The organism is Actinoalloteichus spitiensis RMV-1378 (assembly GCF_000239155.1).
Lineage (GTDB): Bacteria > Actinomycetota > Actinomycetes > Mycobacteriales > Pseudonocardiaceae > Actinoalloteichus_B > Actinoalloteichus_B spitiensis.
The window spans coordinates 1-23,585 of record NZ_AGVX02000134.1; the positions used below are offsets into that span (position 1 = coordinate 1).

A 23,585-nucleotide genomic window follows, 5' to 3' on the forward strand; every position below is an offset into this window, starting at 1 on the left:
GCGGCGAGCCACTCGTCAGCCGCGGCCACCGTCTCCTCCGACACCGCCCACGACGGGAAGAGCCCGACCACGGCTGGCTGGGCGCGTTCGATGGAGCGCCTGCTCCACACGTCCGCGATCTCGGCGAAGTACCGACCGACGTAGTCGGCCAGCAGCTCGGACTGGCCCGGGTGCGTGAAGCCCGCGATGATGGCCTCGTTGACCGCGTTGGGCAGCTCGTCGTCGAGCGTCGCCCGTCGCCAGGCCTCCGCCTTGTCCGCGACGGTGGGGCGCAGCGCGAGCGCGCGTTCGGCCTGCCGGCGACCGGTCGCGGTGTCGTCCCGCTCCCGTTCTGCCCGGACCTCGTCCTCACCCGCCGATCCGTGGGCGACCAGCGCCTGGAGCAGCCGCCACCGCAGGTCGGTGTCCACCGTCAGACCCTCGGGCACATCCCGCCCGTCGAGCCAGCCGCGTACCACCGCCAGTTCCGCCGCACCCAGCACGGCCCCGCTCAGCGAGTTGACGAAGGCCAACTGGTGGTCGGACCCGGGCTCCGCCGTCCGGGCCAACTCCAGCAGCCGGGAGCTGAACCGCGCCCAGCCCTCGGCCCGCCAGTCGTCGGCCGCGTAGAAGTTCAGCGCGGTCTGGGCTTGGAGCAGCAGCCGTTGCACCACGCCCACCTCCGGTTCGCGGTGCACGCCGCCGAGGACCAGGTTCACGAAGTCCCTGGCCTTCAGCTCCGCCTCACGGGCCATCTCCCACGCCGCCGACCAGCACAGCGTGCGGGGCAACGACTCCTCGACGTCGGAGATGCGGTCGATCAGGGTGGTCAGCGACTCCGGGTCCAGCCGCATGTGGCAGTAGGTCAGGTCGTCGTCGTTGACCAGCACGAGCCGGCCCCGGTGCTGCCCGACCAGCTCCTCGACCGGGGTCCGCTCGCCGGTGACGTCCAGCTCCACTCGGCGCACCCGGACGAGCCGGCCGGTCACCGGGTCGTCGTCGTACACGCCGACCGCGATCCGGTGGGTGCGCAGTTCCCCGGCGCCGGGCCTGGCCGGTCCCTGGACCACGTCGAAGGAGGTGAAGCGCCCCTCCGAGTCCACCTCGAAGCGGGGCCGCAGCGAGTTCAGCCCGGTCGTCTCCAGCCATTCGGCGCTCCACCACGACAGGTCGCGGCCGGACGCCTGCTCCAGAGCGGCGAGCAGGTCGGCGAGGGTGGCGTTCTCCCAGGCGTGGCGTTCGAAGTAGAGCCGCAGACCAGCGAGGAAGTTCTCCAGACCCACGTAGGCGACCAGCTGCTTGAGCACGCTGGCGCCCTTGGCGTAGGTGATGCCGTCGAAGTTGACCTCGACGGCGTGCAGGTCGGGGATGTCGGCGGCGACGGGGTGCGTCGAGGGCAGTTGGTCCTGCCGGTACGCCCAGGACTTCTCGATGTTGGCGAAGGTGGTCCAGGCGTGCGTGTACTCCGTCGCCTCCGCCTGGGCGAGCACGCTGGCCCAGGTGGCGAACGACTCGTTGAGCCACAGGTCGTTCCACCAGCGCATGGTGACCAGGTCGCCGAACCACATGTGGGCCATCTCGTGCAGCAGCGTCTCGCACCGGCGCTCGTACAGGTAGCGGGTGACCCTGGACCGGAAGACGTAGTCCTCCAGGTAGGTGACGCAGCCCGCGTTCTCCATCGCTCCGGCGTTGAACTCGGGCACGAAGCACTGGTCGTACTTGCCGAAGGGGTACCGGACCCCGAAGGCGGAGTTGTAGAAGTCGAAGCCCTGCTTGGTCTCGGTGAACAACCGCTCCGGGTCGAAGTGCTCGGCGAGCGAGGCCCGGCAGTAGAGGCCGAGGGGGATGCCGTCGTGCTCGTCCCGCCACTCCGCGTAGGGGCCCGCGACCAGTGCGACCAGGTAGGTCGACATCCGCTCGGTGCGCCGGAAGACGTGCCGCACCGCGCCGGCACCGGCGTCCTCGGTGCGCTCCGCCGCCGCGTTGGAGATCACCTTCCAGTCGGCCGGCGCGGTCACGACGAGGTCGTAGACGGACTTCAGGTCCGGCTGGTCGAAGCACGCGAACATGCGCTTCGCGTCGGCCGTCTCGAACTGCGTGTACAGGTACACGCCGCCATCGACGGGGTCGACGAACCGGTGCAGGCCCTCGCCGGTGTTCATGTAGCGGCAGTCGGCCACCACCACCAGCTCGTTGTCCTCGGCGAGGTCGGGCAGCGCGATCCCGTCCTCCTCCCGGTAGGCGCTGACGTCCAGCTCCGCCCCGTTGAGGACCGCGCGCTCGACCCGGTCGGCGACCAGGTCGATCCAGCTGCTCGCGCCGGGAGTCCCGCTGCGGAACCGGACGGTCGTGGTGGAGCGGAAGGTCTGCTCCCCCGGCTGCCCCCGGCCGTCGGTGAGGTCCAGTTCGACGACGTAGGACTGCACGGAGAGCAGGGCGCTCCGTTCTGCGGACTGTTCTCTGGTCAGGTTCGGTGCGGCCACTGGCTACCTCGGTTGTACGACGTCGTGGGTGAAGGGACACCGCATCCAATCACGATCAACCGGTGCCGTGCGGCGACGGCTCGCCGCGTGCGCGGGGCCCCCTGCCGCGGCGGGCCCGCACCGCGTCTCCCGTCGGCGGGACGGCGTCGGAGTGGCCTGCTGGGGCTCAGTGGACGTTCGGGACCGGGAATAGGACCGGTGACGGCGGTGGTTGACTGCGAACGGAGCACCATTCCAGTACCCACCCCGTTGGAGGCGTGATCGTGTTCGCAGACTCCCCGTCCAAGCCGCGAGTTGGTTTCTGGTTCGACCCGGCGTGCCCGTTCGCCTGGATCACCTCGCGGTGGGTGCTCGAGGTGGAGAAGGTGCGGGAGATCGACCTCTCCTTCCACGTCATGAGCCTGTCGGTGCTCAACGAGGGGCGGGATGTGCCCGCCGAGTACAGCGAACTGCTGACCAAGGGGTGGGGACCCGTCCGGGTCGCCATCGCCGCGGCCGCCCAGCACGGCCAGGAGGTGCTCCGGCCTCTCTACACCGCGTTGGGCACCCGGATCCACCAGGAGAAGGACCAGGACTACGACCGGGTGATCCGCGAGTCGCTGGCGGAGGTGGGGTTGCCGGCCGACCTGGCGGACGCCGCGACGAGCACCGAGTACGACGAGCGGTTGCGCGCCAGCCACCACGAGGGGATGGACCCGGTGGGGATGGATGTCGGGACGCCCGTCATCCACGTCGACGGAGTGGCGTTCTTCGGCCCGGTGCTGACCCGCATCCCCCGAGGTGAGGAGGCGGGGGCGCTGTTCGACGCGTCCCGGACCCTCGCGGCCTACCCGCACTTCTTCGAGCTGAAGCGGACCCGCACGGGAACGCTGGACTTCTCCTGACCGGTCAGCTCCAGCCCCAGTTCATCCCGTAGATGCCGGCGGCGAGATCGACTTCGATCATGGCGGCCGTGTGCGACGAGCCCAGGGGGACCTCGCGGACGTCCTGCCTGGGCGCGTCCCCACTGGCCTGGTAGTAGCGCTGGCAGTGGGCGGGCAGCGCCGTGGGGGCGAACTGGACCTGGAGCACGTACTGGCGGGTGGGGAAGAGGAACCGCCGGTCGTGGTACCCGGCGGGCTCCGAGGGGGGCAGTTCCATCTCGTACTCGAAGACCGTCGGTTCCCCGGCGGCCAGGACCCGGTCCAGGACGAGTTCGGCCATCACGAAACCGCTGGCCGGGTCGCGGTGCACCTCTCCGAGCGTGCAGTAGCGGGTGCTGATGGCCGCGGCGGTGCGCTCGGGGTCGTCACTGCGGTACACGAGGAAGGTGCTCGACACCCCGTCCACCGCCGCCTGCATCACCATCCTGGTCCGGATCGCCAGCTCGTCGTGCCGTGCGTCGACCACCAGCAGGTCGTGCACGGCCAGCGGGATCAGCTGGTCGGGGGAGGGCACTCCGAGGCTGGCCCGCAGGTCGCGGAGCGTCTCCTGGTCGCCGAAGAGCTGGTCCATGTCCAGGCTCCGCGGGGTGCGGGACACCCAGCGGCCCCGGGGGCGTCGGGGGCCGAGCAGGGCGGTGAGGGAGGAGTCGGGGAGGGCGAGCACCTCCTCCAGGATCTGGACGCCCCGCAACGACTCGGGCCGTTCCGGCCGGCTCCGGCCGTGCCGCCAGTAGCTGAGGGTCGTGAGGCTGATCCGCACACCCCGCTCGGCCAGCCGGTGCTGGATGCGGTCGAGGCTCAGGCCGCTCGTTTCGATCGCGAGCCGCAACGCGTCGCTGAACGGGCCGTGTTCGAGGGCGCCCTGGAGCTCACGGTGCAGCGAGTCCCGGCGTGGTGGACCGGGAGTGGAGGACGGTGGCCCGGTGATCCGCCGGTTCGGTCGCATCTCCACCTCCCCTCGGCAGCGCGACGTCCGTCGCCCTGAGCACCGTTGCGGCACAGGATATGCCACGTGGCCACCACCCGCCCTCAAGATCAACTGGCGGGACGTGGTCGGCTCAAGGGGTGGGAAACCGTCGCTCAGGCCTGAGCCGGTGGGCTGGTGGGAGTGCCGGGGCGCGTCGCGCGCAACCGGGCCGCGATCACGGCCATCGTCTCCTCGGGGTAGGGCGGTCCCCCGGGGGCGGTCCGGCCGGGCTGCCCGGCCCGGCACGACCCGGCGGCGCGCTCCACGTCCTCGGCCTGCGCCAGGACGAAGGCCGCGTCCACCGGATCCCCGTGGCCAGGCACGACCACCCCGTTCGCCGGAACCAGCGCGGCGAGCCGGCGGAGGGTGGCGGGCCACTCCAGCGGGTACGAGTCGCCGAAGTCCGGTGGCGCGCCCTGCTCGACGAGGTCGCCGGCGAACACCGTTCCGGTGTCCGGGACCTCGACCACCACGTCGTGGTCGGTGTGGCCGCGTCCCAGGTGGCGCACCAGGACCGTGCGGCCGCCGAGGTCGAAGGAGGTCGTGGCGGCGGGGAGGGGGCGTGGGAGGACGGGCTGCCGGACCCGGTCCAACCGGTCGGCGATCACCGACCGCCCTTCGGCCCGGTACCGGGCCACCCACTCGGCGCGCTGCGCGTCGGCGGTCCGTTCCAACGCCTCGCCGGCCTCGGGGTGCGCCCACACCGGGCAGGGGAGGAAGGCGTCGGTCCCGAAGCAGTGGTCGAAGTGGACGTGCGTGAGGACCACCGTCCACGGCAGCCCGGTCAGGACGCGCACCTCGGCCGCGAACTCCGCGCCCTGTTCCCCGTCGCCCCGGGTGTCGACGACCAGGCAACGGTCGTCCCCGACGACCAGGCCGACGGAGAGGTCCAGTTCCCGGTAGCGGCGCGCCCACACCCGGTCGGCGACCTCGATCCAGGTCCCGGCGCTGATGTCGTCGTCCCCGTGCGGCCCCACCCGTCCAGTATCGCGTGGCCGCGTCCGTGGCGGACCGGACGTGCCCTGCTCGGCGGCCGCCCGTGCCCCCGCTGCCGAACTCAGGCTCCCCGGAGCACCCCGTCCCGCAGTACCGGCACCGAGCGGGACACGTCGAGGCACCCCGCGAGTTCGAGGTCCGCGACGAAGCCCGCCGCGCGCAGCTCGCGGCCCGACACGCTGCCGGCCAGCACCGGACCCAGCGTGTCCGCGTACGCCTCGAAGGCCGTCGCGGCCGTGGCGGCTTCCACCGAGACACTGATCGACGGCTCGACCAGCCGCAGTGCCGAGACGATGGCACCCGTCCCCAGGAGGTCCTCGACCGCTGGTCGCACCGTGTCGTCCGGCCACCGTTCACCGGCGGCGATGACACCCACCGGCCGGCCCGAGCGCGCCGCGGCCGCCGCCGCCGCGACGGCGATCGCGTTGCGGGGGCAGCCGACGAGGACGGTCGCCGGGTGTTCCGCCGCGAGGGAGCAGAGGGTCGCCCCGTTCGGCGAGGGCAGAGCCAGCAGGGTCCGGTCCTCCAGGGTGGTCAGGGATTCGGGGCTCAACGACCAGCCGGCGCCACGGCGACGGTCCGCCAGCACCGCACCGGCCCGTGCCGCCGCCTCCGCCGCGCGGGAGTCCCGCCAGCGCAGGGGGAGCACCGAGGCACCGCGCCCTATCGCGACGTCCACGGCGGTGGAGAAGGACAGCACGTCGACCACGACCAGGACACCGCAGGTCGGAGCGAGGTTCGCCACGCCCCGCTCCCCCCAGTCCATCCTGAGGTCGGAACCGGCCTGTTCGAACGCGCCGTCCCCCGGCGCCGCCAGTGTCACCGCGCGATCCTGGCACGGTGAAGCGGACCTGGTGTGGACAGGGTTCCCGCGCGGCTGGCGGCGTTTGGCAGACTGCCCCCGTGCGCGTCTACCTGGGAGCCGACCATGCCGGCTTCGAACTCAAGGAACACCTGGTCGGGTGGCTCACCGAACAGGGCCACGAGGTCGTCGACGTCGGCCCCCACGCCTACGACCCGTTGGACGACTACCCGCCGTTCTGCGTGGAGACCGCCCGCCGTGTCGTCGCGGACCCGGGCAGCCTGGGCATCGTGCTCGGCGGTTCCGGCAACGGCGAACAGATCGCGGCCAACAAGGTGCCCGGGGCGCGTGCCGCCCTCGCCTGGAGCGTGGAGACCGCGCGCCTGGCGCGGCAGCACAACGACGCCCAGCTGGCCGGGGTCGGCGCGCGGATGCACACGCGGGAGGAGGCCACCGCGATCGTGGCGGCCTTCCTGGAGACGCCGTTCTCCGGCGAGGAACGGCACGGTCGACGGCTGGAGCTGCTCGCCGAGTACGAGCGCACCGGCACGCCGCCCGCCCTGCCGACGTCCTGAACCCCCGACGGTCGCGGTGACCGTTCCCCGGCTCCGAGACGCCGGAGAGGCGGTTCGGGGCGGGGGTAGCCCGTCCACCGACCGAGGAGGCCGCGATGCCCGAAGGACACACGCTGCACCGGCTGGCCCGCCGCCACGGGGAGCTCTTCGTCGGAGGCCCGGTGGAGGTCACCAGCCCGCAGGGGCGGTTCGCCGCCGAGGCGTCCCGGTTGGACGGCCGGGTGCTGGTCGCGGCCGAGGCTTACGGGAAGCACCTGCTGCACCGCTACGAGGACGCCCCGACGGTGCACATCCACCTCGGCCTGTACGGGACGTTCACCGAGGGAGCCCGCCCCGCGCCGGAACCGGTCGGGCAGGTGCGCCTGCGCCTGGTGGGGGGCGACCACTGGACCGACCTGCGGGGGCCCAACACCTGCCGACTGCTGGACGCCCCCGAGGTCGACGCGCTCGTCGACCGGCTGGGGCCCGACCCGCTCCGCCCCGACGCCGACCCCGAGCGGGCGTGGGCGCGGCTGAGCGCGTCGGGCAGGTCCGTGGCCGCGCTGTTGCTCGACCAGTCGGTGCTCGCGGGAGCCGGCAACGTCTACCGGGCCGAGGTGCTGTTCCGGCACGGCGTTGACCCGATGACACCGGGTCGGCTGGTCGACCGCGAGCTGTGGGAGTGCCTGTGGAAGGACCTGGTCGACCTGATGGCCGACGGGGTCCGCACTGGACGCATCGACACGGTCGCCGAGGAGCACGAGCCGCACCGGATGGGCCGGCCGCCCCGCCAGGACCGGCACGGCGGCGAGGTCTACGTCTACCGGCGCGACGGGCAGCCCTGCCTGGTCTGCGGCACCGAAGTCCGGATGCGGGACCTCGCGGGCCGCAAGCTGTACTGGTGCCCGACCTGCCAGCCGGAGCGCTGAGGGCACGTCGACCCGGCGGCTCCTGCCTCGGTGACCGCCGGCGACCCGTGCGGGCCGAGGGCCGGGTGGCGGGCGGGCGTCTGTTCACCGCCGGCGGATCCGAGGACCGGTGGTGGACACGCGACACGGCGGGGGCGTGAACCAGCTCGACGAGGGGACGGGCGGCCCGGGCCACCAGCCGGGAGGAGGACCCGCCAGGACCCGGGCCCGTTCGTTCGCCCGCCGCCCCGGACGCGCCGCTCGGCCCAGGGCTCCCCGTGCCCGCGCCGGGCGGGCGGGAGGCCACCGTAGGGTCCCGGCAGCACGAAGGGCCCCGGGCGAACCCGGGGCCCTTCGGCGGGCTGGTGGTGATCTGGCGGGGCCTACTCGAAGTCCAGGCCGCCGCCCATGTCGCCCATGTCGCTCATGTCGTAGTCACCCGAGTCACCGTAGTCACCCGAGTCCTCGCCGCCGCCCGAGTCGCCGGAGTCGTCGCCGCTCTCGTCGGCGGCCGCCTCGACCACGACGACGTCCGGCACGCCCATCATCCCGGAGAACAGGGCGGTGAACAGCAGGGCCGAACCGGCGCCCCACGCACCGGCCACCAGGGCCGGCTTCCACCAGGGCTCGCTGTACCAACCCTGGGGAACGGGCCGCCCCGCGACCTCGCCGCCGGGGTAGTAGTGCGGGGTCTGCTCGCCGGGGTTGGGGGAGGCGGCCAGCTGGCGGCCCTCCAGCTCGATCTGCCGGTCCTCGCCGACCGAACCCGCCCGCGACTGGCCGTTGAGGTCGGGAAGCTCCGGTCCCGGGTCCATGCCCATCGCGGTCCGCGCCGCGCGGACGTAGTAGAGCCCTTCCATCGCGGTGGCCGTGACCAGCGCGCACTGTTCGGTGCTCTTCGCCTGCTCCATCTGCGAGCCGGCGGCCGTGTAGCGCTCGGAGGCGTCCGCCAACGCCTGCTGCGAGGCCTCGTTCGAACCGACCAGGTTGATCACCTGCCCGCCGAGCCGCTCGACCCAGCGGCGGGCCTCGGCCTGGGCGTTCTCGAGTTCGCGTTGCCGCGCGGCCGCCTTCTGCCTCACCAGCAGGGCGACACCTCCCACCACTGCCACCAAGAGCACGATCAGAATGATTGTGCCCATCATCGTTCCTCCTGCCTCGGGCGCGTCCGCGTGTGTGCGAACCGGACGAAGCTGACGTTACCCGTCTCGTGTCAGCCCACGATCAACACCCGGAGGTACCGCCCCGGGGCGCGCACGGTGACCCCGGTGCCGGCGCGGGTGGGCTCAGAAGTCGACCAGGCAGTGCGGTGAGCGGTCGGCGAGGAAGGCGCGGGACAGCGTCCGCACCGAGCCCGCGTGGTGCTCGGTCACGAGCCCCGCGTCGGCCAGCGCGGCCAGCGGCGTCCCGCCGAGGTAGGCGGCCGCGAGCGCGGTGATGTCGAGCGAGAGCCCTGGCTCGGCGTCGGTGCGGCGCACGTCGGCCTGCCCGTCGGCGTCGACGGCCATCCGCCACCGGCCCGCGTTCCAGGGGCACAGCTGGTCGGAGACCTGGAACACCACATCGGCCTCGGCCGCGTAGGTGCGGGCCGGCAGGGCGCGGTCGAGGTCGACGATCCGCAACCACAGCGCGTCCTCCACCTCGACCCGCGCTCGCCGCGAGTCGGCGAGGAACCACCGGATCGGGTCGTCCACGGCCGCGCTGGACCACTGGACCTCGCTGACCAGGTCGATGTCGAGCAGGTAGCGCCACAGCGCCGCGGCGGCGACGGCGTCGAGGGCCTGGATCTCCAGCACCTCGACCCGGGCCCTGATCTCCCGCCTGCCCTCGCCGTGGCGCAGGCGGTACACGGCGTACCCCCGGGGGTGGGTCGCGAAGCGGTAGGCGGTCTGGTCGGCGCGGGGGCGGTCGGCGAGCCGGAAGTCCCAGACCGCCGCGCTCCGGTCCAGCCATCCCACGCGGGAGGCGGCCCGGTCGTGCAGTTCCCGCAGCCGGGGCAGCGCGTCCTGCCGGGGGGCCTCCCGCACCGGGTCGGGTCCGGTGTCCACGTCGGACCGGAACTCCGTTCCCCGAGGTACCCGGATGTCGGCCCACTCGGTGGCGGGGGCGTAGCCGTAACGGCCGTAGATGCCGGCCTCGGACGCCTCCAGGCCCGCCACCGGCTCCGCTCCGGCCTCGTGCAGCGCGTGGAGTTGCGCGCGCATCATCATGCGCATGATCCCTCGGCGGCGGTGGCCCGGCTTCACCCCCACCTGGGTGACGGCCGCCAGCGGTCTGGCCCGTCCGCCGGGCACGGTGAGGGTCCGGGTCATGACACCGCAACCGCCCACCTGCTCGGCTCCGTCGAAGACACCGTGGTGGCGTTCCATCTCCAGCACCCGGCGCAGCAGCGGTTGGTGCTCCGGGTCGGGGTCCTCCAGGAAGGCGGACACCAGGAGCGCGTGGTACTCCGCGAAGTCGTCGTCGGTGAGCCTGCGGACGCTCAGCTCGCTGGTCATGTTGCCCTCCTCGCGTGCCCGGCGACGGGGTGCCACCGGTTCCTCGTCCGGACCGGCCCCGATCCCGTGCTCGCGGTGCCGTCACCCGTGGGGAGCGGCCTGGGGCGCGCGGCGGGGAACGTCGGTGCTCCCGCCGATACTGCCGGGATGGGACCCCCCGCACCACCCCGCCGTGAGCCGGTCACCGACGAGGACCTGAACCGGGCGGCGGAAGGGCTGCTGGCCGTGCTCGCCGCCGCCACGGACCGGGAGTGGCGCGAGGCGCGCGCTTGAGGGCTGGAGCGGACCTGCCACGCCACGGCCGAACACGTCGCGGACGACCTGTTCTTCTCCGCCGTGACCCTGGCCGGGCGGAGCCACGAGCGGCTGGCCTGGTGGTTCCGGGTCGAGGACGACGCGACCGCCGCCCAGATCGTGGAGGTCGTCCGGGCCAGCGTCGCGCTGCTCATGGCCGCCCTCCGCGCCGCGCCGCCGGACGCACGGGGAGCCTGCGCCGACGGTCGAGCCGCTGGACGAGGTGCGGCCGGATCTCGTGCCCGTGGTGACGCGCCTCCGGTGACTCCTGCTCCGCCGCCGGCGGCGGCTCCCCGCACCAATCCACGCACTTGCGGAGCATTCCCCGGTGCTGATCCCGCGAATGCGGAACTAGGGTGGGAATGGTCAGGTGGGTCCGGCAGGGAAGGCGAGCGGGTGCGACGACGAGCGGGCGGGACTGGTGGGGCGCGGCGGGCACCCGTGGCGGTGGCGCTGGTGTCCGGACTGGCGGTGGCGTCCTGCTCGGTCCCCGACCAGGACGCCACGCAGGTCGGGGACACCTCCCGCTCCGCCGTGGTGTTCGCGGCCGCCTCCCTGACCGAGGTCCTCACCGAGCTCGGAGCGGAGTTCGAACGGAGCCACCCCGGCACGAGCATCGACTTCCACTTCGGGGCGAGTTCCGCGTTGGCCCAGCAGATCGTGGCCGGGGCGCCCGCCGACGTCTTCGCCTCGGCCAGCCCGGAACCGGTGGACCAGGTGGTCGACCTCGACCTGGTGGCCGAGCCACCCGTGGTCTTCGCGGCCAACCGGCTCCAGATCGCGGTGCCACCCGGCAACCCGGGCGAGGTGACCGGCCTGGCCGACTTCGCCGATCCGGACAAGGTCATCGCGCTCTGCGCGCCGGAGGTCCCCTGCGGCGCCGCCGCGCGGGAGGTGTTCGCGCTGGCGGGCGTCGACGCCCAGCCCGACACCTACGAACGGGACGTGCGCGCCACCCTCACCAAGGTCAGACTCGGTGAGGTGGACGCGGCGCTGGTGTACCGGACGGATGTCCTCGCGGCTGGTGAGGACGTGCGGGGCGTGGACTTCCCCGAGGCCGGGCGGGTCGTCAACGAGTACCCGCTCGCGGTCCTCTCCGAGGCGTCCGACGCCGACCTCGCGTCCGCCTTCGCCGACCACCTGCGGTCGCCGACCGCCGAGGACGTGCTCCGGACCGCCGGGTTCGACGTCCCGTGACCGGTGCACCGGCCGGCGGGTCACGGCGGGGGACGGCGGTCCGGGGCGGGGCGCGGTCCCGGCGAACCGGCGGCGCGGCCCCGGCGCTGCTCCTCGTGCCCGCCCTGGTGGGACTGGCGTTCCTGCTGGTCCCCCTGCTTGGACTGGTCCTGCGGGCGCCGTGGGGTGAACTGCCGGCGCGGCTGGCCAGCCCGGAGGTGCTGGGAGCGTTGCGGCTCTCCCTGGTGTGCGCGACCGCTGCCACCGCGCTCAGCCTGCTGCTCGGGGTTCCGCTGGCATGGCTGCTCGCCCGGTCGACCTTCCCCGGGAAACGGCTGGTGCGGGCCCTGGTGACGGTCCCGCTGGTCCTGCCTCCCGTCGTGGGCGGCGTCGCGCTGCTGCTGGTCTTCGGTCGGCGTGGCCTGGTGGGTGAACACCTGCACGAGTGGTTCGGGGTGTCCCTGCCGTTCACCACCGGCGCGGTGGTCCTCGCCGAGACCTTCGTGGCCATGCCGTTCCTCGTCGTGTCCGTGGAGGGTGCCCTGCGCGCCGCCGACGTCCGGCTCGACGAGGCGGCCGCCACGCTGGGCGCCTCCCGGTGGGTGACCTTCCGCCGGGTGACGCTGCCGCTGGTGGCGCCGGGGGTCGCGGCCGGTGCGGTCCTCGCGTGGACCCGGGCCCTCGGCGAGTTCGGCGCGACGATCACCTTCGCGGGCAACTTCCCCGGGCGCACGCAGACCATGCCGCTGGCCGTCTACCTGGCGATGGAGTCCAACCCGGAGGCCGCGATCGTGCTCAGCCTCGTCCTGCTGCTCGTGTCGGTCGCGGTGCTGGCGTTGCTCCGCGAACGCTGGATGGGAGGTGCGTCGAGGTGACGCTGTCCGCCGACATCCGGGTGACCCGGGCCGGGGACTTCACGTTGTCCGCCGCCGTGTCGGCACCACCGGGCACCGTCCTCGCCCTGCTCGGACCCAACGGGGCCGGCAAGTCGACGGTGCTGCGCGTCCTCGCCGGCCTCCTCCCGCTCGACGCCGGTCGGGTCGTGCTCGACGGGACCGTGCACGACGACCCGAGCAGCGGGGTGCTGACGCCACCCGAACGGCGACCGGTGGGCGTGGTGTTCCAGGACTACCTGCTCTTCCCGCACCTCACCGCGCTGGACAACGTCGCCTTCGGCCCCCGGTGCCGCGGCCTGTCCCGGGGCCGGTCGCGACAGGTGGCCCAGGAGTGGTTGGACCGGGTGGGGCTGGGGGACCTCGCGGGCAGGCGCCCCCGGCGGTTGTCGGGCGGCCAGGCGCAGCGGGTCGCCCTGGCCAGGGCGTTGGCGACCGAACCCCGGCTCCTGTTGTTGGACGAACCGCTGGCCGCGCTCGACGCGGGCACCAGGATGCGGGTCCGGAGCGAGCTCCGCCGGCACCTCGACGACTTCGGGGGAGTCGCGGTCCTGGTGACCCACGATCCGCTGGACGCGATGGTCCTCGCCGACCAGGTGGTGGTGCTGGAGGAGGGGCGGGTCGTGCAGCGCGGCGCGCCCCGCGAGATCGCCAACCGCCCCGCGAGCCGTTACGTGGCCGACCTGGTCGGGGTGAACCTCGTCCCGGGGCGCGGCCTGGGCGGTGACCGTGTCGCCGTCGACGGCGGCGCGCTGACCCTCCCGGACGCCCCCGTCGGGGAGGTCCTCGTCGCCCTCCCGCCGGCCGCGCTGCGCCTGCGCGCCACGCCGCCGCCCGAGGAGGAGCGGGCCTGGCCCGTGCGTGTCGTGGGCCTGGAGTCCCAGGTGGACCGTGTCCTGGTCTCGGTCGAAGGACCTCCTGACCTCAGGGTTTCCCTTCCCACCGGGGCGATCGCGGACCTGGGGGTGCGCGTCGACGCCCGGTTCTGGGTGGAGCCGAGGGCCGAGGAGGCGGTGGTCTACCCGCGTCCAGTGGTGGACGGGCCGACTTCGCCCCTCGGGTGAACGTCCTCGGCCTCGAGGGCGGGACCGCCCCCGTGCGCGCCGGCCCCCGCGTGGGGCGGACGACGCGCGAGGGCGATAGTGGAGGGCATGGGTGACGGGCGAACGCTGGGGCTGGTGTGCTGCGCGGCCGAGGGCTGCTCGACCGTGCTCGAGGGCGTGATCCTCCCGGCTCAGGCCTCGGGATGGCGGGTGGCGGTGACGGTGACCCCCACCGCCGCCGACTGGTGGCGGGAGTCGGGAGACCTGGAACGGGTCGCCCGGGCCACGGGCTTCCCGGTCCGCTGGCGGGGGAGGCTCCCGAGCGAGCCGAGCCCGGGCCCCGACCCGGACTGCTGGGCCGTCGCGCCGGCGACGGCCAACACGGTCGCCAAACTGGCGTTGGGCATCGCTGACAACCTGGCGCTGACGAAGGTGGGGGAGGCGCTGGGCGCCGGGGTGCCCCTGGTGGTGAGCCCGAGGGTGGGGCCGTCGCAGGCGCGGCACCCGGCCTGGGCCGGTCACCTGGCGGTGTTGCGGTCCGCCGGGGTGCGACTGGTGGGCGCGGAGGCAGCCGACCCGGCCATCCCGTGGTCCGCCGTGCTGGCTGCGGTCGACGCTCTCGTCCCCGCGCCCGCCGGGGCCGCCGGGGCGGAGCGGGTCGACGGGGCCCGCTCGCGCTGAGGCCGCTCCTCGTCCGCCGAACGGCGAGCTGGCGCGATGCTGCCTACGCTCCGGTCATGGCAGAGCGAGATGACCCGAGGACCTGGTGGCGGGACTTCGTCGCCGAGGAGCCAGCGAAGACCGCCAAGGTGGCCACCGTCCGCAGGGACGGGTCGCCGCACGTCGCCCCGGTCTGGGTGGCGCTCGACGGCGACGATGTCGTCTTCACGACCTCGTCGCGCAGCGTCAAGGGACGGACGATCGCCAGGGACGGCCGGGTCTCGCTGTGCTTCGACTACGAACTGCCCCCGTACCACTTCCTCACCATCGACGGTACGGCCCGGGTGGAGGACGACCTGGACGCCGTCCGGCGGTGGGCGACAGCGATCGCGGCGCGGTACATGGGAGCCGAGGTCGCCGAGGAGTACGGGCGGCGGAACGCGGCTCCCGGCGAGGTCGTGGTCCGGGTGTCGCCGCGGCACATCGTGGGCGCGCGCGACCTGGCCGCCTAGGAGGTCCGGGGCCGGCGGCCGGAGGCGGCGGAGGGCGGGACGGGGACCGTACGGCGGTCGCGCCCCGTTCCGGGACCCGACCTCCGCCGGAGGCGGCGCTCGGGGAGGGCGTGGTCGTTCGTCCGCGCGTCACCGGACCGTCACGGAAAAGCTGTTACGGACAGGTTTCCTTGGTTACCGTCGTGTCATGGAGCAGGTCAGGTGGGCGCACGGCGTGGCGCGCGACCGGTTGGCCATCACGGCACCCGGCCGCTGGCGGCACGCCCAGGCGGTCGGCGTGCGGGCGGTGCAGATCGCGGACCTCTACAAGCCGGACCACGGCCTGCTCGTCGCCTCGGCCGTCCTGCACTGCATCGGCTACGCTCCGGGCCTGGTCGACACCGGTTTCCCACCCCTGGACGGGGCCCGTCACCTGCGTGAACTCGGGGCGCACCCCCGGCTGTGCGGACTGGTCGCCCACCACCGGGGCGCGGCCGTGGAGGCCGGGCTGCGGGGGCTGTCGGCCGAACTCGCGGAGTTCGTCGACGAGCCCGGTCCCACCAGGGACGCACTCTGGTACTGCGAGCTGACCGTCGGGCCCGACGGCGAACGGCGGACGTTCGACGAGTGGGCCGCCGACGTCGAGGCGCGCGAGCCCGTGGGTTCGGTCCACCGTCGTTTTCTCGAACTCGGACGGGACCGGTTGCGGGGTGCGGTGGACCGCACGAGGGAACGCCTGTCGCATGTCGGGCTGGAGCGTTGGGACCCGACGGTCCCCGAATCCGCCTGAGCTCCCGAGGTTCCGGCCCTCCCCGACCCGCACCCCGCGTCGGGCGACCGCCCCGCCGACGGCGATCCGGCAGACGAACGGTGGGGGCCATCCCTCGGGATGGCCCCCACCGTCGTGTGGAGCGGGTGACGGGAATCGAACCCGCATAACCAGCTTGGAAGGCTGGGGCTCTACCATTGAGCTACACCCGCGAGCCTGGTGTCCAGGTCGTCGTGCGGGAAGTCTAGCCGATGGTCGTCACCCTCCTCGCGGCGCCCCGGCTCCGGTCGTGGACCGGGGTGGCGGCAGCGGACGCGGACTCGCCAACTCGGGTGGTGCGCGCTCTGGCGGCCGGCCGCCGCCGGGCCGCCGCCGCGCGCTATGCTCCAGTGGCACCGTGCGACGGTGCGGCCGGGGTGTGGCGCAGTTTGGTAGCGCACTCGCTTTGGGTGCGAGGGGTCGTGGGTTCAAATCCCGCCACCCCGACGGCCAGGGCCCGCGATCCGTGGAGCGACGGACCGCGGGCCTTTTCTCGTTCCCCGCCCCGGGCCCCTGACCGGCGCGCGCGCCACCGCTGGCCCGCCGGGCGAAGCGTCCGAGCACCGGCTCCCGGCCGGAGCACCCCTGCCCTCCCGGTGCACGGCAGGTGGGCGCCCCCGCCGGGGCACGCGACCTCGGGGCGGTGCGGCGCAGGTGGTGGTGGGCACCTCACCCGACTGGCGGCAACCGCCGCGCTGCCCGGTGCGGCTGGTGTCGTCTCCGCTGGTCGAACACCGCCGGCCGGAGGGCTCGCGGCTCCGGGAGGACCGGGGTGCCCGGTGATCCCGACACGCGGAGTAGTCGTTCTGCTGCGTCGTCCCCCCGCTGATCCACCCGCACTGCGGTACCGGCAGCTGGGAGGTCCTCATTAGAGTTGGCTGGGGTGGTATGGGGGCCGCTCGTCGAAGGAGACGCCTGTGTCCGAGTTGGTGAGGATGCGCCTGCCCAGCGGGCAGGAGATCTGGGCGCGGGTGTCCTCGGCGGATCGCGGCCCGTCCGACGTCGGCTTCCGCAAGGTCATCCCGGCCGTCGAAGGGCTCGCCGAGACGATCCAGGGAGTGGCCGAGAGCGTCCAGCGGGGTCTTGTCCGGGTCAGACCGGACACCGTCACCGTCGAGTTCGGCCTCGAACTGTCCGTCAGCGCCGGGAAGATCGTCAGCGTCCTGACCGACGCGGGTGCCAAGGCGACGGTGAAGGTCGCGTTGGGCTGGTCGAAGTCGACGCCTCGCGGCGGAGCCGCTGCGGACGGGGAGGACGGGGATGATGCGGAGGAGTCGGACGATGCCGGTGAGGACGGCCCAGCGGAGGGGTGACCTCGCGCCGTGGACGTGGCCGGAGTAGCGACGGCATGTTCCACGGTGGATCCAAGACGGGCGAGCTGAGCCGGAAACTCGCCGACTGCGTCGTCCTCGTCGAGGGCGACGACATCGAGGGCGGCACCGGCTTCTTCGTCGCGCCCGGGTACGTGCTCACCTGCTCCCACGTCGTGGGGTGGCGGCGCGGGCCCGTCACGGTGACGTGGCCCTCGGGATCGCTGCGGGGCACGGTCGTGTTCGTCGACCCGGAGGCACCGGACCACCTCACCAGCGCCGGACTCACCCAGTACCCCGACCTCGCCGTCATCGAGATCGCGACGACCACCTCGGTCCCCGGCTGTGTCTTCCTCGGAGACCGGGTGTTCCTCGGTGAGCAGCGCCCCGGTCTGGAGGGGGCCGCGCACGTCGAGGGGTACGCCACCATCTACAGCGACGAACCGCACCTGAGTTCGGCGCGGCTGACCTACTCCGGGTTCACCGATCTCCAGAACCAGCCGTTGCTGCGGGTCAGCGGTGACGAGATCCCGAGTGGGATGTCCGGCAGCCCCCTCCTCGACATGCGGACGGGGGAGGTGTTGGGGCTGGTCCGCACCAACCGCAACGCCAACCAACCGCACGGGGGGCTGGCCCTGCCGGTGGCGGCGCTCCGCCGCCTCCCCGGCGACCTGCTGCGGTCGATCTGGCGGGCGCACGACCTGTTCCACGCCGACGAGGGCCCGTGGACGTCGCTGCGCACCCACCTGGTGGCCCAACAGGGCCAGGACGGGGCGCCGCCCCCGCTGATCAACCCGGCGGACGAGGCCGCCCTGCTGGGGATCCTGGCCCGGCTCGACCGGGTGGAGGACGTCAACGCGGTCTTCCACCACGCCGCGTACCCGCAGGTCCCCTCGCTCAACATCGAACTGCTGGACTACCACGACACCGTGCAGGTGCTGGCGAACCTGCCCCTGGGCGGGCAGTTGCACCCGGTTCTGCGTTTCCTGGCCGCGTTGCTCGACCGGTGCCACGACCCGGTGCTGCAGGTGTTGCTCCGGGAGAACCTCCGACGCCTCGCCGTGATGTTCGACCAGAAGGCGGTCCTCGACGAGCACCTGGGGGACGAGAGCGCGCCGTCCCCCCACCTGCGGCGCACTTCCTCGGTGTTGGCGGAGGTGGTGCCCAGCGCCCACGACCCCGACCAGTACCTGTTCACGCTCTGGCTGTACCGGGGGCCGGGCCAGTGGGACACCCAGTTCCGGGAGACGACGCCCCGTCCCGAGGCCGGCCTGTGGCGGCGGCTCCAGGACGAACTGCCGAAGGCGTTGCGCCGGTTGGGGGAACGGCACGCGATCGTCGAGTTCGTCCTCCCCGTCGAGCTGCTCAACGAGCCGGTCGACCGGTGGCGGTTGTGGCCGGAGCAGTCCGCCACCCGGCTCGGTCAGCGGCACGCGGTCGTCCTGCGGTCGTTGGACAACTGGCAGGACGAGGAGGAGGCCCGGCGGGAGGACAGCGCCGCGCGGTGGGAGTACCTGCGCGACCTCACCGGCTCGGTTCCCCTGACCATGGTCCGGTGCCGGGACGACCGGGAACGGGAGGCCTGGGCGGGGCTCTTCCAACTCCCCGCTGGTCAGACGGCCCTCGCGCTGGCCAACCCCCCGACCGAACCGTCCACGGGGGACGTCATCGTCGAAGGGCTCTTCGCGGGGGTGCCCGTGCTGCTCTGGCGTCGCGACCTGTGTGATCTGCACTACTCGGGCTCACTCGGAAGTGGGACGGACGAGGCGTGTGCGGGTACCCGGTTCCTGGACACGCTCGACAAGAGCCTCCAGGGGGTCGGCGTGACGGACCTGCCGTGGAAGGTGCGGGACCTGCGCAACATGGCCACCCAACCGGGGGCCGACGACGATCACCCCGGCCACCAGGTGGTGCTGCTCTGGGAGGATCCGGAACGGCGTCCGCCCGACGAGTACCCGTTGGCCTCACCTTCGTGAGAGGAAGCAGTGACGTGGACGACTGGTTGATCTTCCGCGGCAGCGGGCAGCCGCACGAGGGCATCGAGCGGCTGCCCGAACCGCCCCCGTGGCGGTACTTCGACGGTGGTCCTCCCCTCCCGGTGCCCGAGGTCGACGATCCCTCGGTCGCCCGCCGACTGGGCGATGTCGCCAGGGCCAGGGTGTACCGGCCCTACGGCGACGAGCTGGAGCTCGTCAACTCCGCCCTCTACCTCCGCCGGCCCCTGCTGGTCACCGGCAAACCCGGGATCGGGAAGTCCACCCTGGCCTACTCCATCGCCAGCGAGCTCCGCCTGGGTCCGGTCCTCACCTGGTCGATCACCAGTCGGTCGACCATCGAGCAGGGGCTGTTCAGCTACGACGCGATGGCTCGGCTCGAGGAGGCGAACCTGCGGCGGCACCTGCCCGACGCCACCGAGCCGCTGGACATCGGCCGCTACATCCGGCTGGGGCCGTTGGGCACCGCGCTGCTGCCCTACGAACGGCCGAGGGTGCTGCTCATCGACGAGATCGACAAGAGCGACATCGACCTGCCGAACGACCTGCTGCACGTGTTCGAGAACGGGGAGTACACGGTTCCCGTGCTCCAGCGGATCGCCGCCACCCAGCCCTCGGTGTCGGTCGCGGTGTCCGGGAGCGAGCGGCAGGCGGAGATCCACCGGGGGCAGGTGCGCTGCCGGGCCTTTCCCTTCGTCGTGCTCACCAGCAACGGGGAACGGGACTTCCCCCCGGCGTTCCTCCGGCGGTGCATCCGGGTCGAACTCCGCGAGCCCGGGCCCGAGCAGCTCGCCAGCATGGTCGAGTCGCAACTGGGGCCCGAGATGTACGAGGAGAGCCAGGACCTCGTGGAGCGGTTCCTGGCTCGTCGCGCGGACGGCACGCTGACCACGGACCAGCTCCTGAGCGCCATCTACCTCACCTCCTACGCGGCCCAGGAGCGGGGCGAGACCCGCGAGCGGCTCGCCGACCAGATCCTCCGGTTCGTCGACACCACCTGACGCCATGAGCATGCGCCGCCTGATCAAGGTCCTGGACGACCTCGGCCTGGAACCCACCTACCGGGAGGTGGCCGAGGCGCTGTGGCTCGCCCGGCACCTGGGAGGACCGACCGGCGGCTCGACGGTCCGCGTCGAGCGGCCGGTCCGGCAGGAGGCCCCCGAGCCGGCGGGGTGGCCGGCCCCTTACCGGCCGCCCGCCGAGGACGGCCGCGGCGACGACGGCAGGGACGGCAACGAGGTCGGGGACGACTGGCGGTACGGTCTGTACTCGCACGGGCTGACCGAGGAACGTCCGAGCGCGGAGGCCCGGGGTCACAACATCCGGGTGCCCGCCGTGAGCGCCCTGCCCGACCAGCTCGAGTTGATCCGCCAGTTGCGGGCGTTCAAACGTCGCCTGGTCGCGGGGCGGACCCAGCAGCTCGACGAGGAGGGGACGGTCGCCTGGATCGCCAGGACCCAGGTGTGGCGCCCGGTGTTCCGCCCCGTACCCGAACGGTGGTTCGACGTCGTGCTCCTCGTCGACACCGGCGCCTCGATGGTCATCTGGAAGGCGCTGGTCTCCGAGTTGGCCAGCCTGTTGCAGTGCCTCGGGGCGTTCCGGGACGTGCGGGTGCGCTACCTGCACACCAGCGAGGACGGTGAGGTCTCGCAGAGCAGCTCCGACCGCCGGGACAGCACCCGCCTCCGCCCGCTGCCGGAGCTGCTCGACCCGGCCGGTCGGCGCGTGGTGATCGTGGTCAGCGACTGCGTCGGTGAGGGTTGGGACAGCGGAGCGGTCGGGCGGGGGCTGGTGGAGCTGTCCCGCAGCGGTCCGGTGTCCGTCTTCCAGCCGCTGCCCCAACACCTGTGGCGGCGAACGGGTGTCAGACCGGTGAGCGGCCGGATGTCGGCGGCGACCTTCGGCCGGGGGCGTCGCCGGTTCCGGTTCCGTGCGCGGCGGTCGCTGGCCGACCGTCGCAGGAGCACCCGGGCGACCAGCATCCCCGTGCTCCAGCTGGGGCCGGAGTGGCTGGGGCCCTGGGCGAGGCTGGTGGCGGGCCGGGGGAGCGCCGCGATGGACTGCGCCGTGCTCGGGCTGCCCGCGACGCGCCCCTCGGCGAGCCCGGCCCAACGGCAGCGGCGGTACCTGCCCGCGTCACCCCTGGAACGGGTGTGGTCCTTCCGGGCCGCCGCGAGCCCCGAAGCGTTCCAACTGGCGACCTACCTCTCCGCGGTTCCCCTGGACCTCTCGGTCATCCGGCTCGTGCAGCGGGTGATGCTGCCCGAGTCCCGGCCGTTCCACCTCTCCGAGGTGCTGACCGGTGGCCTGGTCACGCTGTCCTCGGCGATGCCGGCCGAGGAGTCCGACGTCCCGGCGGGCGCCGCCACCGAGGTGCACTACCAGTTCCTGCCCGGGGTGCGGGAGGTGCTGCTGTCGATGTTGAGCAGGTCGGGGCAGCAGGCCGTCCTGGAGGCCCTGTCCCACTTCCTGGAGGACCACTTCGGGATCAGTCCGAGGGAGTTCAGCGCGACCCTGGCGATGCCGGGCCGGCCGCAGAACGGCCGACGGGTGTTCGGCAGCCCGTTCGCCTACGTCTCGGTCTCGGTCCTGCGGCGGGTGCACGGCCAGCTGGCCACGAGCCTGCGGGGAGAGAACCCGAGCACCCTCCGGCACGACAGGGACCACCACCGCGCGTTGCTGGAGCAGGCAGAGGACGCGTTGGCCTCGTTCCGCAGGTCCGGAACCTCGGACGAGCTCGACAAGGCGATCTCGGCGTTCCGCGACTCGCTCCAGTTCTTCGCGCTGGACCGCAACGGCCGCTTCCGGTCACTGGTCGGCCTCGCCGGGGGGCTGTTGCTGCGTTACCAGCGTTTCGGGCGTGCCGGCTCGCTGGACGAGTCGATCCGCTTCTACCAGGAGGCGCTGCGGGTCGGTGGGGGCCGCGAACAGGACGAGGCGAAGCTGCTGCACCGGCTCAGCACGGCGCTGTTCGCCCGCTACACGCTGTCCCAGATCCCCGACTACCTCGACGACGCGGCCCGTGCGGGTCGGTCCGCCCTCGACGCCACGCCGGAGGACGACCCCCGGGCCCGGGTCTACCGGGAGTCGCTCGCGGACGTGTTGCACCGGCGTTTCCTGCTCATCGGTGAGCTCGGGGAGCTCACCGAGGCGGCCACGCTCTACCGGGAGGTGCTGGAGGACCTCGACCCGGAAGGGCAGGCCCACGCCGACGTGCTCGCGAAGCTGGCCGGCGTGCTGGGCGACCAGGCGGAGAGCACGGGGTTGGAGACCGACCTGGCCGACTCCTACGACGCGTGGCGGCGCGCGGCCAGGGCGACGAGGCCGGGCGAGCAGGAGTACCCGAAGCGCCTGTTCACCGCCGGCCGCTCCGCGATGCGCCTGCGCTACTTCGAATCGGCCGTCGATCTGCTCTCCGACGCGGCGGCGGCCTTCGACCAATCGCTCGGCCCGGAAGCGGAGGAGACCCTGCGCTGCCGGATTTATCGTGCTCGTTCCCTGTACCAGTCCGGGGACCGGCTGGCCGCCGTGGGGGAGCTGACCGAGGTCCTGGAGATTCGGGTCCGGCTACTGGGGCCGAATCATCCGGAAACGGAAGAAATCCGACGAGAACTCGCCGAGTTGGTCTGATCGGGCGTATCCACCCCGGTTTCGGGTGACGGTGGGGGTTACCCGAGGTCGGGCGGGCGCCGTATCGGTCGCCGGTTTTCGGGTTAGTCCTGGTTCGGCCGAACCGGGCAACAAACGGCGCACTGGTCCGCGCGGTGTGACCATCCGCGCGCCACCGCGTACGCACCGTGATTGTCCGCTGGCAACCTTGGTTGTCAGCGGACGTCGTTATGGCGATAATGGCGTTGCATACGTCGGGGAGTTGTCATGGTCAGCAACAACGTCGCTGCGGCGATTGCCGTGGTCCGTTCGTCGAGAATGTCCCTCGTGGCCTACGACCGATACCGTCCCACCGCCCCGGCCCTCACCGCGCTGGCCGGTATTCTACCCACCGGGTCGTCCCTCCGGCCCGTTTTCGGTGGAGTCAGGGGGGTGGACCGTGTGGGAGGCTGATGTCCGTCTTGATTCCGGCCTCGCGGACCTCACCGACATTCGGCTGGACCATTTGTGTGAGGCCGATGATTCGGTGCTGGTGAATTCGCTCCGGCGGGTCCTGCGGGAGATCGCGTCTCCTCGGCAGGTGCTGGCCGACTTCGACAACGAGCCCCCGGGGCCGCCGCTGGACACGGGATGAGAGGCCCTGCCGTGACCGCGGGGAGTGGGGGCGAGCCACGGCGGGCGGGAGGCGACGACCGCCCGGGGTCGGGCCGGGAATGGCCCGACGGCCTGGATGTCGCGGGACTGCGTGAGCGTGGCCAGCCACGCCTGCCGTTCTCCCGGTTCGTGCTCAAGGTGCACGGCCGCTGCAACCTGGCGTGCGACTACTGCTACCTGTACGAGATGGCCGACACGTCCTGGCGCCGGACTCCCGCGAGGATGAGCCAGGAGACGGTCCGGGTGGTGGCCGACCGGGTGGCCGAGCACGCCCGGCGGCACGGCCTCGCCGACGTGCGGATCACCCTGCACGGCGGTGAACCACTCCTGGTCGGCCCGGTGGCGCTCGACCGGATGCTCCGGGTGTTGCGGGCCGCCGTGGAGCCGGTGGCCCGTCTCCGGTTCGCCGTCCAGACCAACGGGGTGCTGTTGACCGACGAGGTCGTGGAGGTGCTCGCCGAACACCGGGTCCGGGTCGGCGTCAGCCTGGACGGCGCGGCCGACGCCCACGACCGGCACCGCCGCCGGCGCGACGGCGGCGGG

General features: G+C 73.0%; 22 protein-coding genes and 2 tRNA genes. 17 read left to right on the forward strand and 7 right to left on the reverse strand.

Annotated features, from left to right (window positions below; all coding sequences use genetic code 11):
• Nucleotides 1-2,462: aminopeptidase N (gene pepN / locus ACTIDRAF_RS0207075; RefSeq protein WP_016698024.1), on the reverse strand; the 2,462-nt coding region annotated here is incomplete at its 3' end.
• A gap of 257 nt (nucleotides 2,463-2,719) precedes the next feature.
• On the opposite strand from pepN, the gene ACTIDRAF_RS0207080 reads away from it, so the two are divergent.
• Nucleotides 2,720-3,346, forward strand: coding sequence for a mycothiol-dependent nitroreductase Rv2466c family protein (locus ACTIDRAF_RS0207080; RefSeq protein WP_016698025.1), 627 nt, complete (start codon nucleotides 2,720-2,722; stop codon nucleotides 3,344-3,346).
• A 4-nt stretch (nucleotides 3,347-3,350) separates the two neighbouring features.
• On the opposite strand, the gene ACTIDRAF_RS0207085 is transcribed toward ACTIDRAF_RS0207080, so the two are convergent.
• From ACTIDRAF_RS0207085 to ACTIDRAF_RS0207095, 3 genes are all read right to left on the reverse strand, one after another.
• A complete protein-coding gene (locus ACTIDRAF_RS0207085) occupies nucleotides 3,351-4,331 on the reverse strand; it encodes a hypothetical protein (RefSeq protein WP_157162900.1) in 981 nt (326 codons plus the stop codon).
• Between the two features lie 134 nt (nucleotides 4,332-4,465).
• Nucleotides 4,466-5,329, reverse strand: coding sequence for an MBL fold metallo-hydrolase (locus ACTIDRAF_RS0207090; RefSeq protein WP_016698027.1), 864 nt, complete (start codon nucleotides 5,327-5,329; stop codon nucleotides 4,466-4,468).
• 80 nt (nucleotides 5,330-5,409) lie between these two features.
• Nucleotides 5,410-6,171 carry a 2-phosphosulfolactate phosphatase gene (locus tag ACTIDRAF_RS0207095; protein WP_016698028.1) on the reverse strand — a complete coding sequence of 254 codons (762 nt, stop codon included), beginning with the start codon at nucleotides 6,169-6,171 and terminating at the stop codon, nucleotides 5,410-5,412.
• Between the two features lie 80 nt (nucleotides 6,172-6,251).
• On the opposite strand from ACTIDRAF_RS0207095, the gene ACTIDRAF_RS0207100 reads away from it, so the two are divergent.
• Complete coding sequence (locus tag ACTIDRAF_RS0207100; RefSeq protein ID WP_016698029.1) at nucleotides 6,252-6,725, forward strand: ribose-5-phosphate isomerase; 474 nt, start codon at nucleotides 6,252-6,254, stop codon at nucleotides 6,723-6,725.
• Nucleotides 6,726-6,820: 95 nt separating this feature from the next.
• A complete protein-coding gene (locus tag ACTIDRAF_RS0207105; RefSeq protein WP_016698030.1) occupies nucleotides 6,821-7,633 on the forward strand; it encodes an Fpg/Nei family DNA glycosylase in 813 nt (270 codons plus the stop codon).
• A 362-nt stretch (nucleotides 7,634-7,995) separates the two neighbouring features.
• On the opposite strand, the gene ACTIDRAF_RS0207110 is transcribed toward ACTIDRAF_RS0207105, so the two are convergent.
• Together ACTIDRAF_RS0207110 and ACTIDRAF_RS0207115 are read right to left on the reverse strand one after the other, a co-directional pair.
• Nucleotides 7,996-8,754: a hypothetical protein gene (locus tag ACTIDRAF_RS0207110; RefSeq protein WP_016698031.1), complete on the reverse strand. Its 759-nt coding sequence runs from the start codon at nucleotides 8,752-8,754 to the stop codon at nucleotides 7,996-7,998.
• 144 nt (nucleotides 8,755-8,898) lie between these two features.
• The gene (locus ACTIDRAF_RS0207115; RefSeq protein ID WP_016698032.1) at nucleotides 8,899-10,110 is read right to left on the reverse strand and encodes a GNAT family N-acetyltransferase; all 1,212 of its coding nucleotides are present in this window, start codon (nucleotides 10,108-10,110) and stop codon (nucleotides 8,899-8,901) included.
• 147 nt (nucleotides 10,111-10,257) lie between these two features.
• On the opposite strand from ACTIDRAF_RS0207115, the gene ACTIDRAF_RS35260 reads away from it, so the two are divergent.
• The 7 genes from ACTIDRAF_RS35260 (at nucleotide 10,258) to ACTIDRAF_RS27700 (ending at nucleotide 15,457) form a co-directional block, all read left to right on the forward strand.
• Nucleotides 10,258-10,383 (forward strand): hypothetical protein, encoded by a 126-nt coding sequence (locus ACTIDRAF_RS35260; RefSeq protein WP_016698033.1) that lies wholly within the window; start codon nucleotides 10,258-10,260, stop codon nucleotides 10,381-10,383.
• Between the two features lie 417 nt (nucleotides 10,384-10,800).
• Complete coding sequence (gene modA / locus ACTIDRAF_RS0207125) at nucleotides 10,801-11,601, forward strand: molybdate ABC transporter substrate-binding protein (protein WP_245533463.1); 801 nt, start codon at nucleotides 10,801-10,803, stop codon at nucleotides 11,599-11,601.
• Nucleotides 11,598-12,455 carry a molybdate ABC transporter permease subunit gene (modB, locus tag ACTIDRAF_RS0207130; protein ID WP_016698035.1) on the forward strand — a complete coding sequence of 286 codons (858 nt, stop codon included), beginning with the start codon at nucleotides 11,598-11,600 and terminating at the stop codon, nucleotides 12,453-12,455. Before modA ends, modB begins: the two co-directional genes overlap by 4 nt.
• Nucleotides 12,452-13,537, forward strand: coding sequence for an ABC transporter ATP-binding protein (locus ACTIDRAF_RS27690; RefSeq protein WP_016698036.1), 1,086 nt, complete (start codon nucleotides 12,452-12,454; stop codon nucleotides 13,535-13,537). The genes modB and ACTIDRAF_RS27690 overlap by 4 nt, the downstream gene beginning before the upstream one ends.
• Nucleotides 13,538-13,624: 87 nt before the next feature.
• On the forward strand, nucleotides 13,625-14,197 hold the full coding sequence (locus ACTIDRAF_RS27695; protein ID WP_016698037.1) for a flavoprotein: 573 nt from the start codon (nucleotides 13,625-13,627) through the stop codon (nucleotides 14,195-14,197).
• Nucleotides 14,198-14,253: 56 nt separating this feature from the next.
• Nucleotides 14,254-14,688, forward strand: a complete 435-nt coding sequence (locus ACTIDRAF_RS0207145; protein WP_016698038.1) for a PPOX class F420-dependent oxidoreductase — start codon at nucleotides 14,254-14,256, stop codon at nucleotides 14,686-14,688.
• Nucleotides 14,689-14,875: 187 nt separating this feature from the next.
• Nucleotides 14,876-15,457 (forward strand): hypothetical protein, encoded by a 582-nt coding sequence (locus ACTIDRAF_RS27700; protein ID WP_016698039.1) that lies wholly within the window; start codon nucleotides 14,876-14,878, stop codon nucleotides 15,455-15,457.
• A 117-nt stretch (nucleotides 15,458-15,574) separates the two neighbouring features.
• Here the strand turns inward: ACTIDRAF_RS27700 and ACTIDRAF_RS0207155 are convergent.
• Nucleotides 15,575-15,648, reverse strand: a tRNA-Gly gene (locus ACTIDRAF_RS0207155).
• Between the two features lie 200 nt (nucleotides 15,649-15,848).
• Between ACTIDRAF_RS0207155 and ACTIDRAF_RS0207160 the strand changes: the two genes are divergently transcribed.
• From ACTIDRAF_RS0207160 to ACTIDRAF_RS0207195, 7 genes are all read left to right on the forward strand, one after another.
• Nucleotides 15,849-15,922, forward strand: a tRNA-Pro gene (locus ACTIDRAF_RS0207160).
• 213 nt (nucleotides 15,923-16,135) lie between these two features.
• Nucleotides 16,136-16,258: a hypothetical protein gene (locus tag ACTIDRAF_RS35265; RefSeq protein ID WP_280956868.1), complete on the forward strand. Its 123-nt coding sequence runs from the start codon at nucleotides 16,136-16,138 to the stop codon at nucleotides 16,256-16,258.
• A 134-nt stretch (nucleotides 16,259-16,392) separates the two neighbouring features.
• Nucleotides 16,393-16,788 (forward strand): CU044_2847 family protein, encoded by a 396-nt coding sequence (locus ACTIDRAF_RS27705; RefSeq protein ID WP_016698041.1) that lies wholly within the window; start codon nucleotides 16,393-16,395, stop codon nucleotides 16,786-16,788.
• A 35-nt stretch (nucleotides 16,789-16,823) separates the two neighbouring features.
• On the forward strand, nucleotides 16,824-18,761 hold the full coding sequence (locus ACTIDRAF_RS0207175; protein ID WP_016698042.1) for a VMAP-C domain-containing protein: 1,938 nt from the start codon (nucleotides 16,824-16,826) through the stop codon (nucleotides 18,759-18,761).
• Complete coding sequence (locus ACTIDRAF_RS0207180) at nucleotides 18,758-19,780, forward strand: AAA family ATPase (protein ID WP_245533464.1); 1,023 nt, start codon at nucleotides 18,758-18,760, stop codon at nucleotides 19,778-19,780. Before ACTIDRAF_RS0207175 ends, ACTIDRAF_RS0207180 begins: the two co-directional genes overlap by 4 nt.
• 4 nt (nucleotides 19,781-19,784) lie before the next feature.
• Nucleotides 19,785-22,409, forward strand: coding sequence for a tetratricopeptide repeat protein (locus ACTIDRAF_RS0207185; protein ID WP_026065859.1), 2,625 nt, complete (start codon nucleotides 19,785-19,787; stop codon nucleotides 22,407-22,409).
• A gap of 624 nt (nucleotides 22,410-23,033) precedes the next feature.
• A partial coding sequence (locus ACTIDRAF_RS0207195) for a radical SAM protein (RefSeq protein WP_016698045.1) occupies nucleotides 23,034-23,585 on the forward strand: 552 nt, incomplete at its 3' end.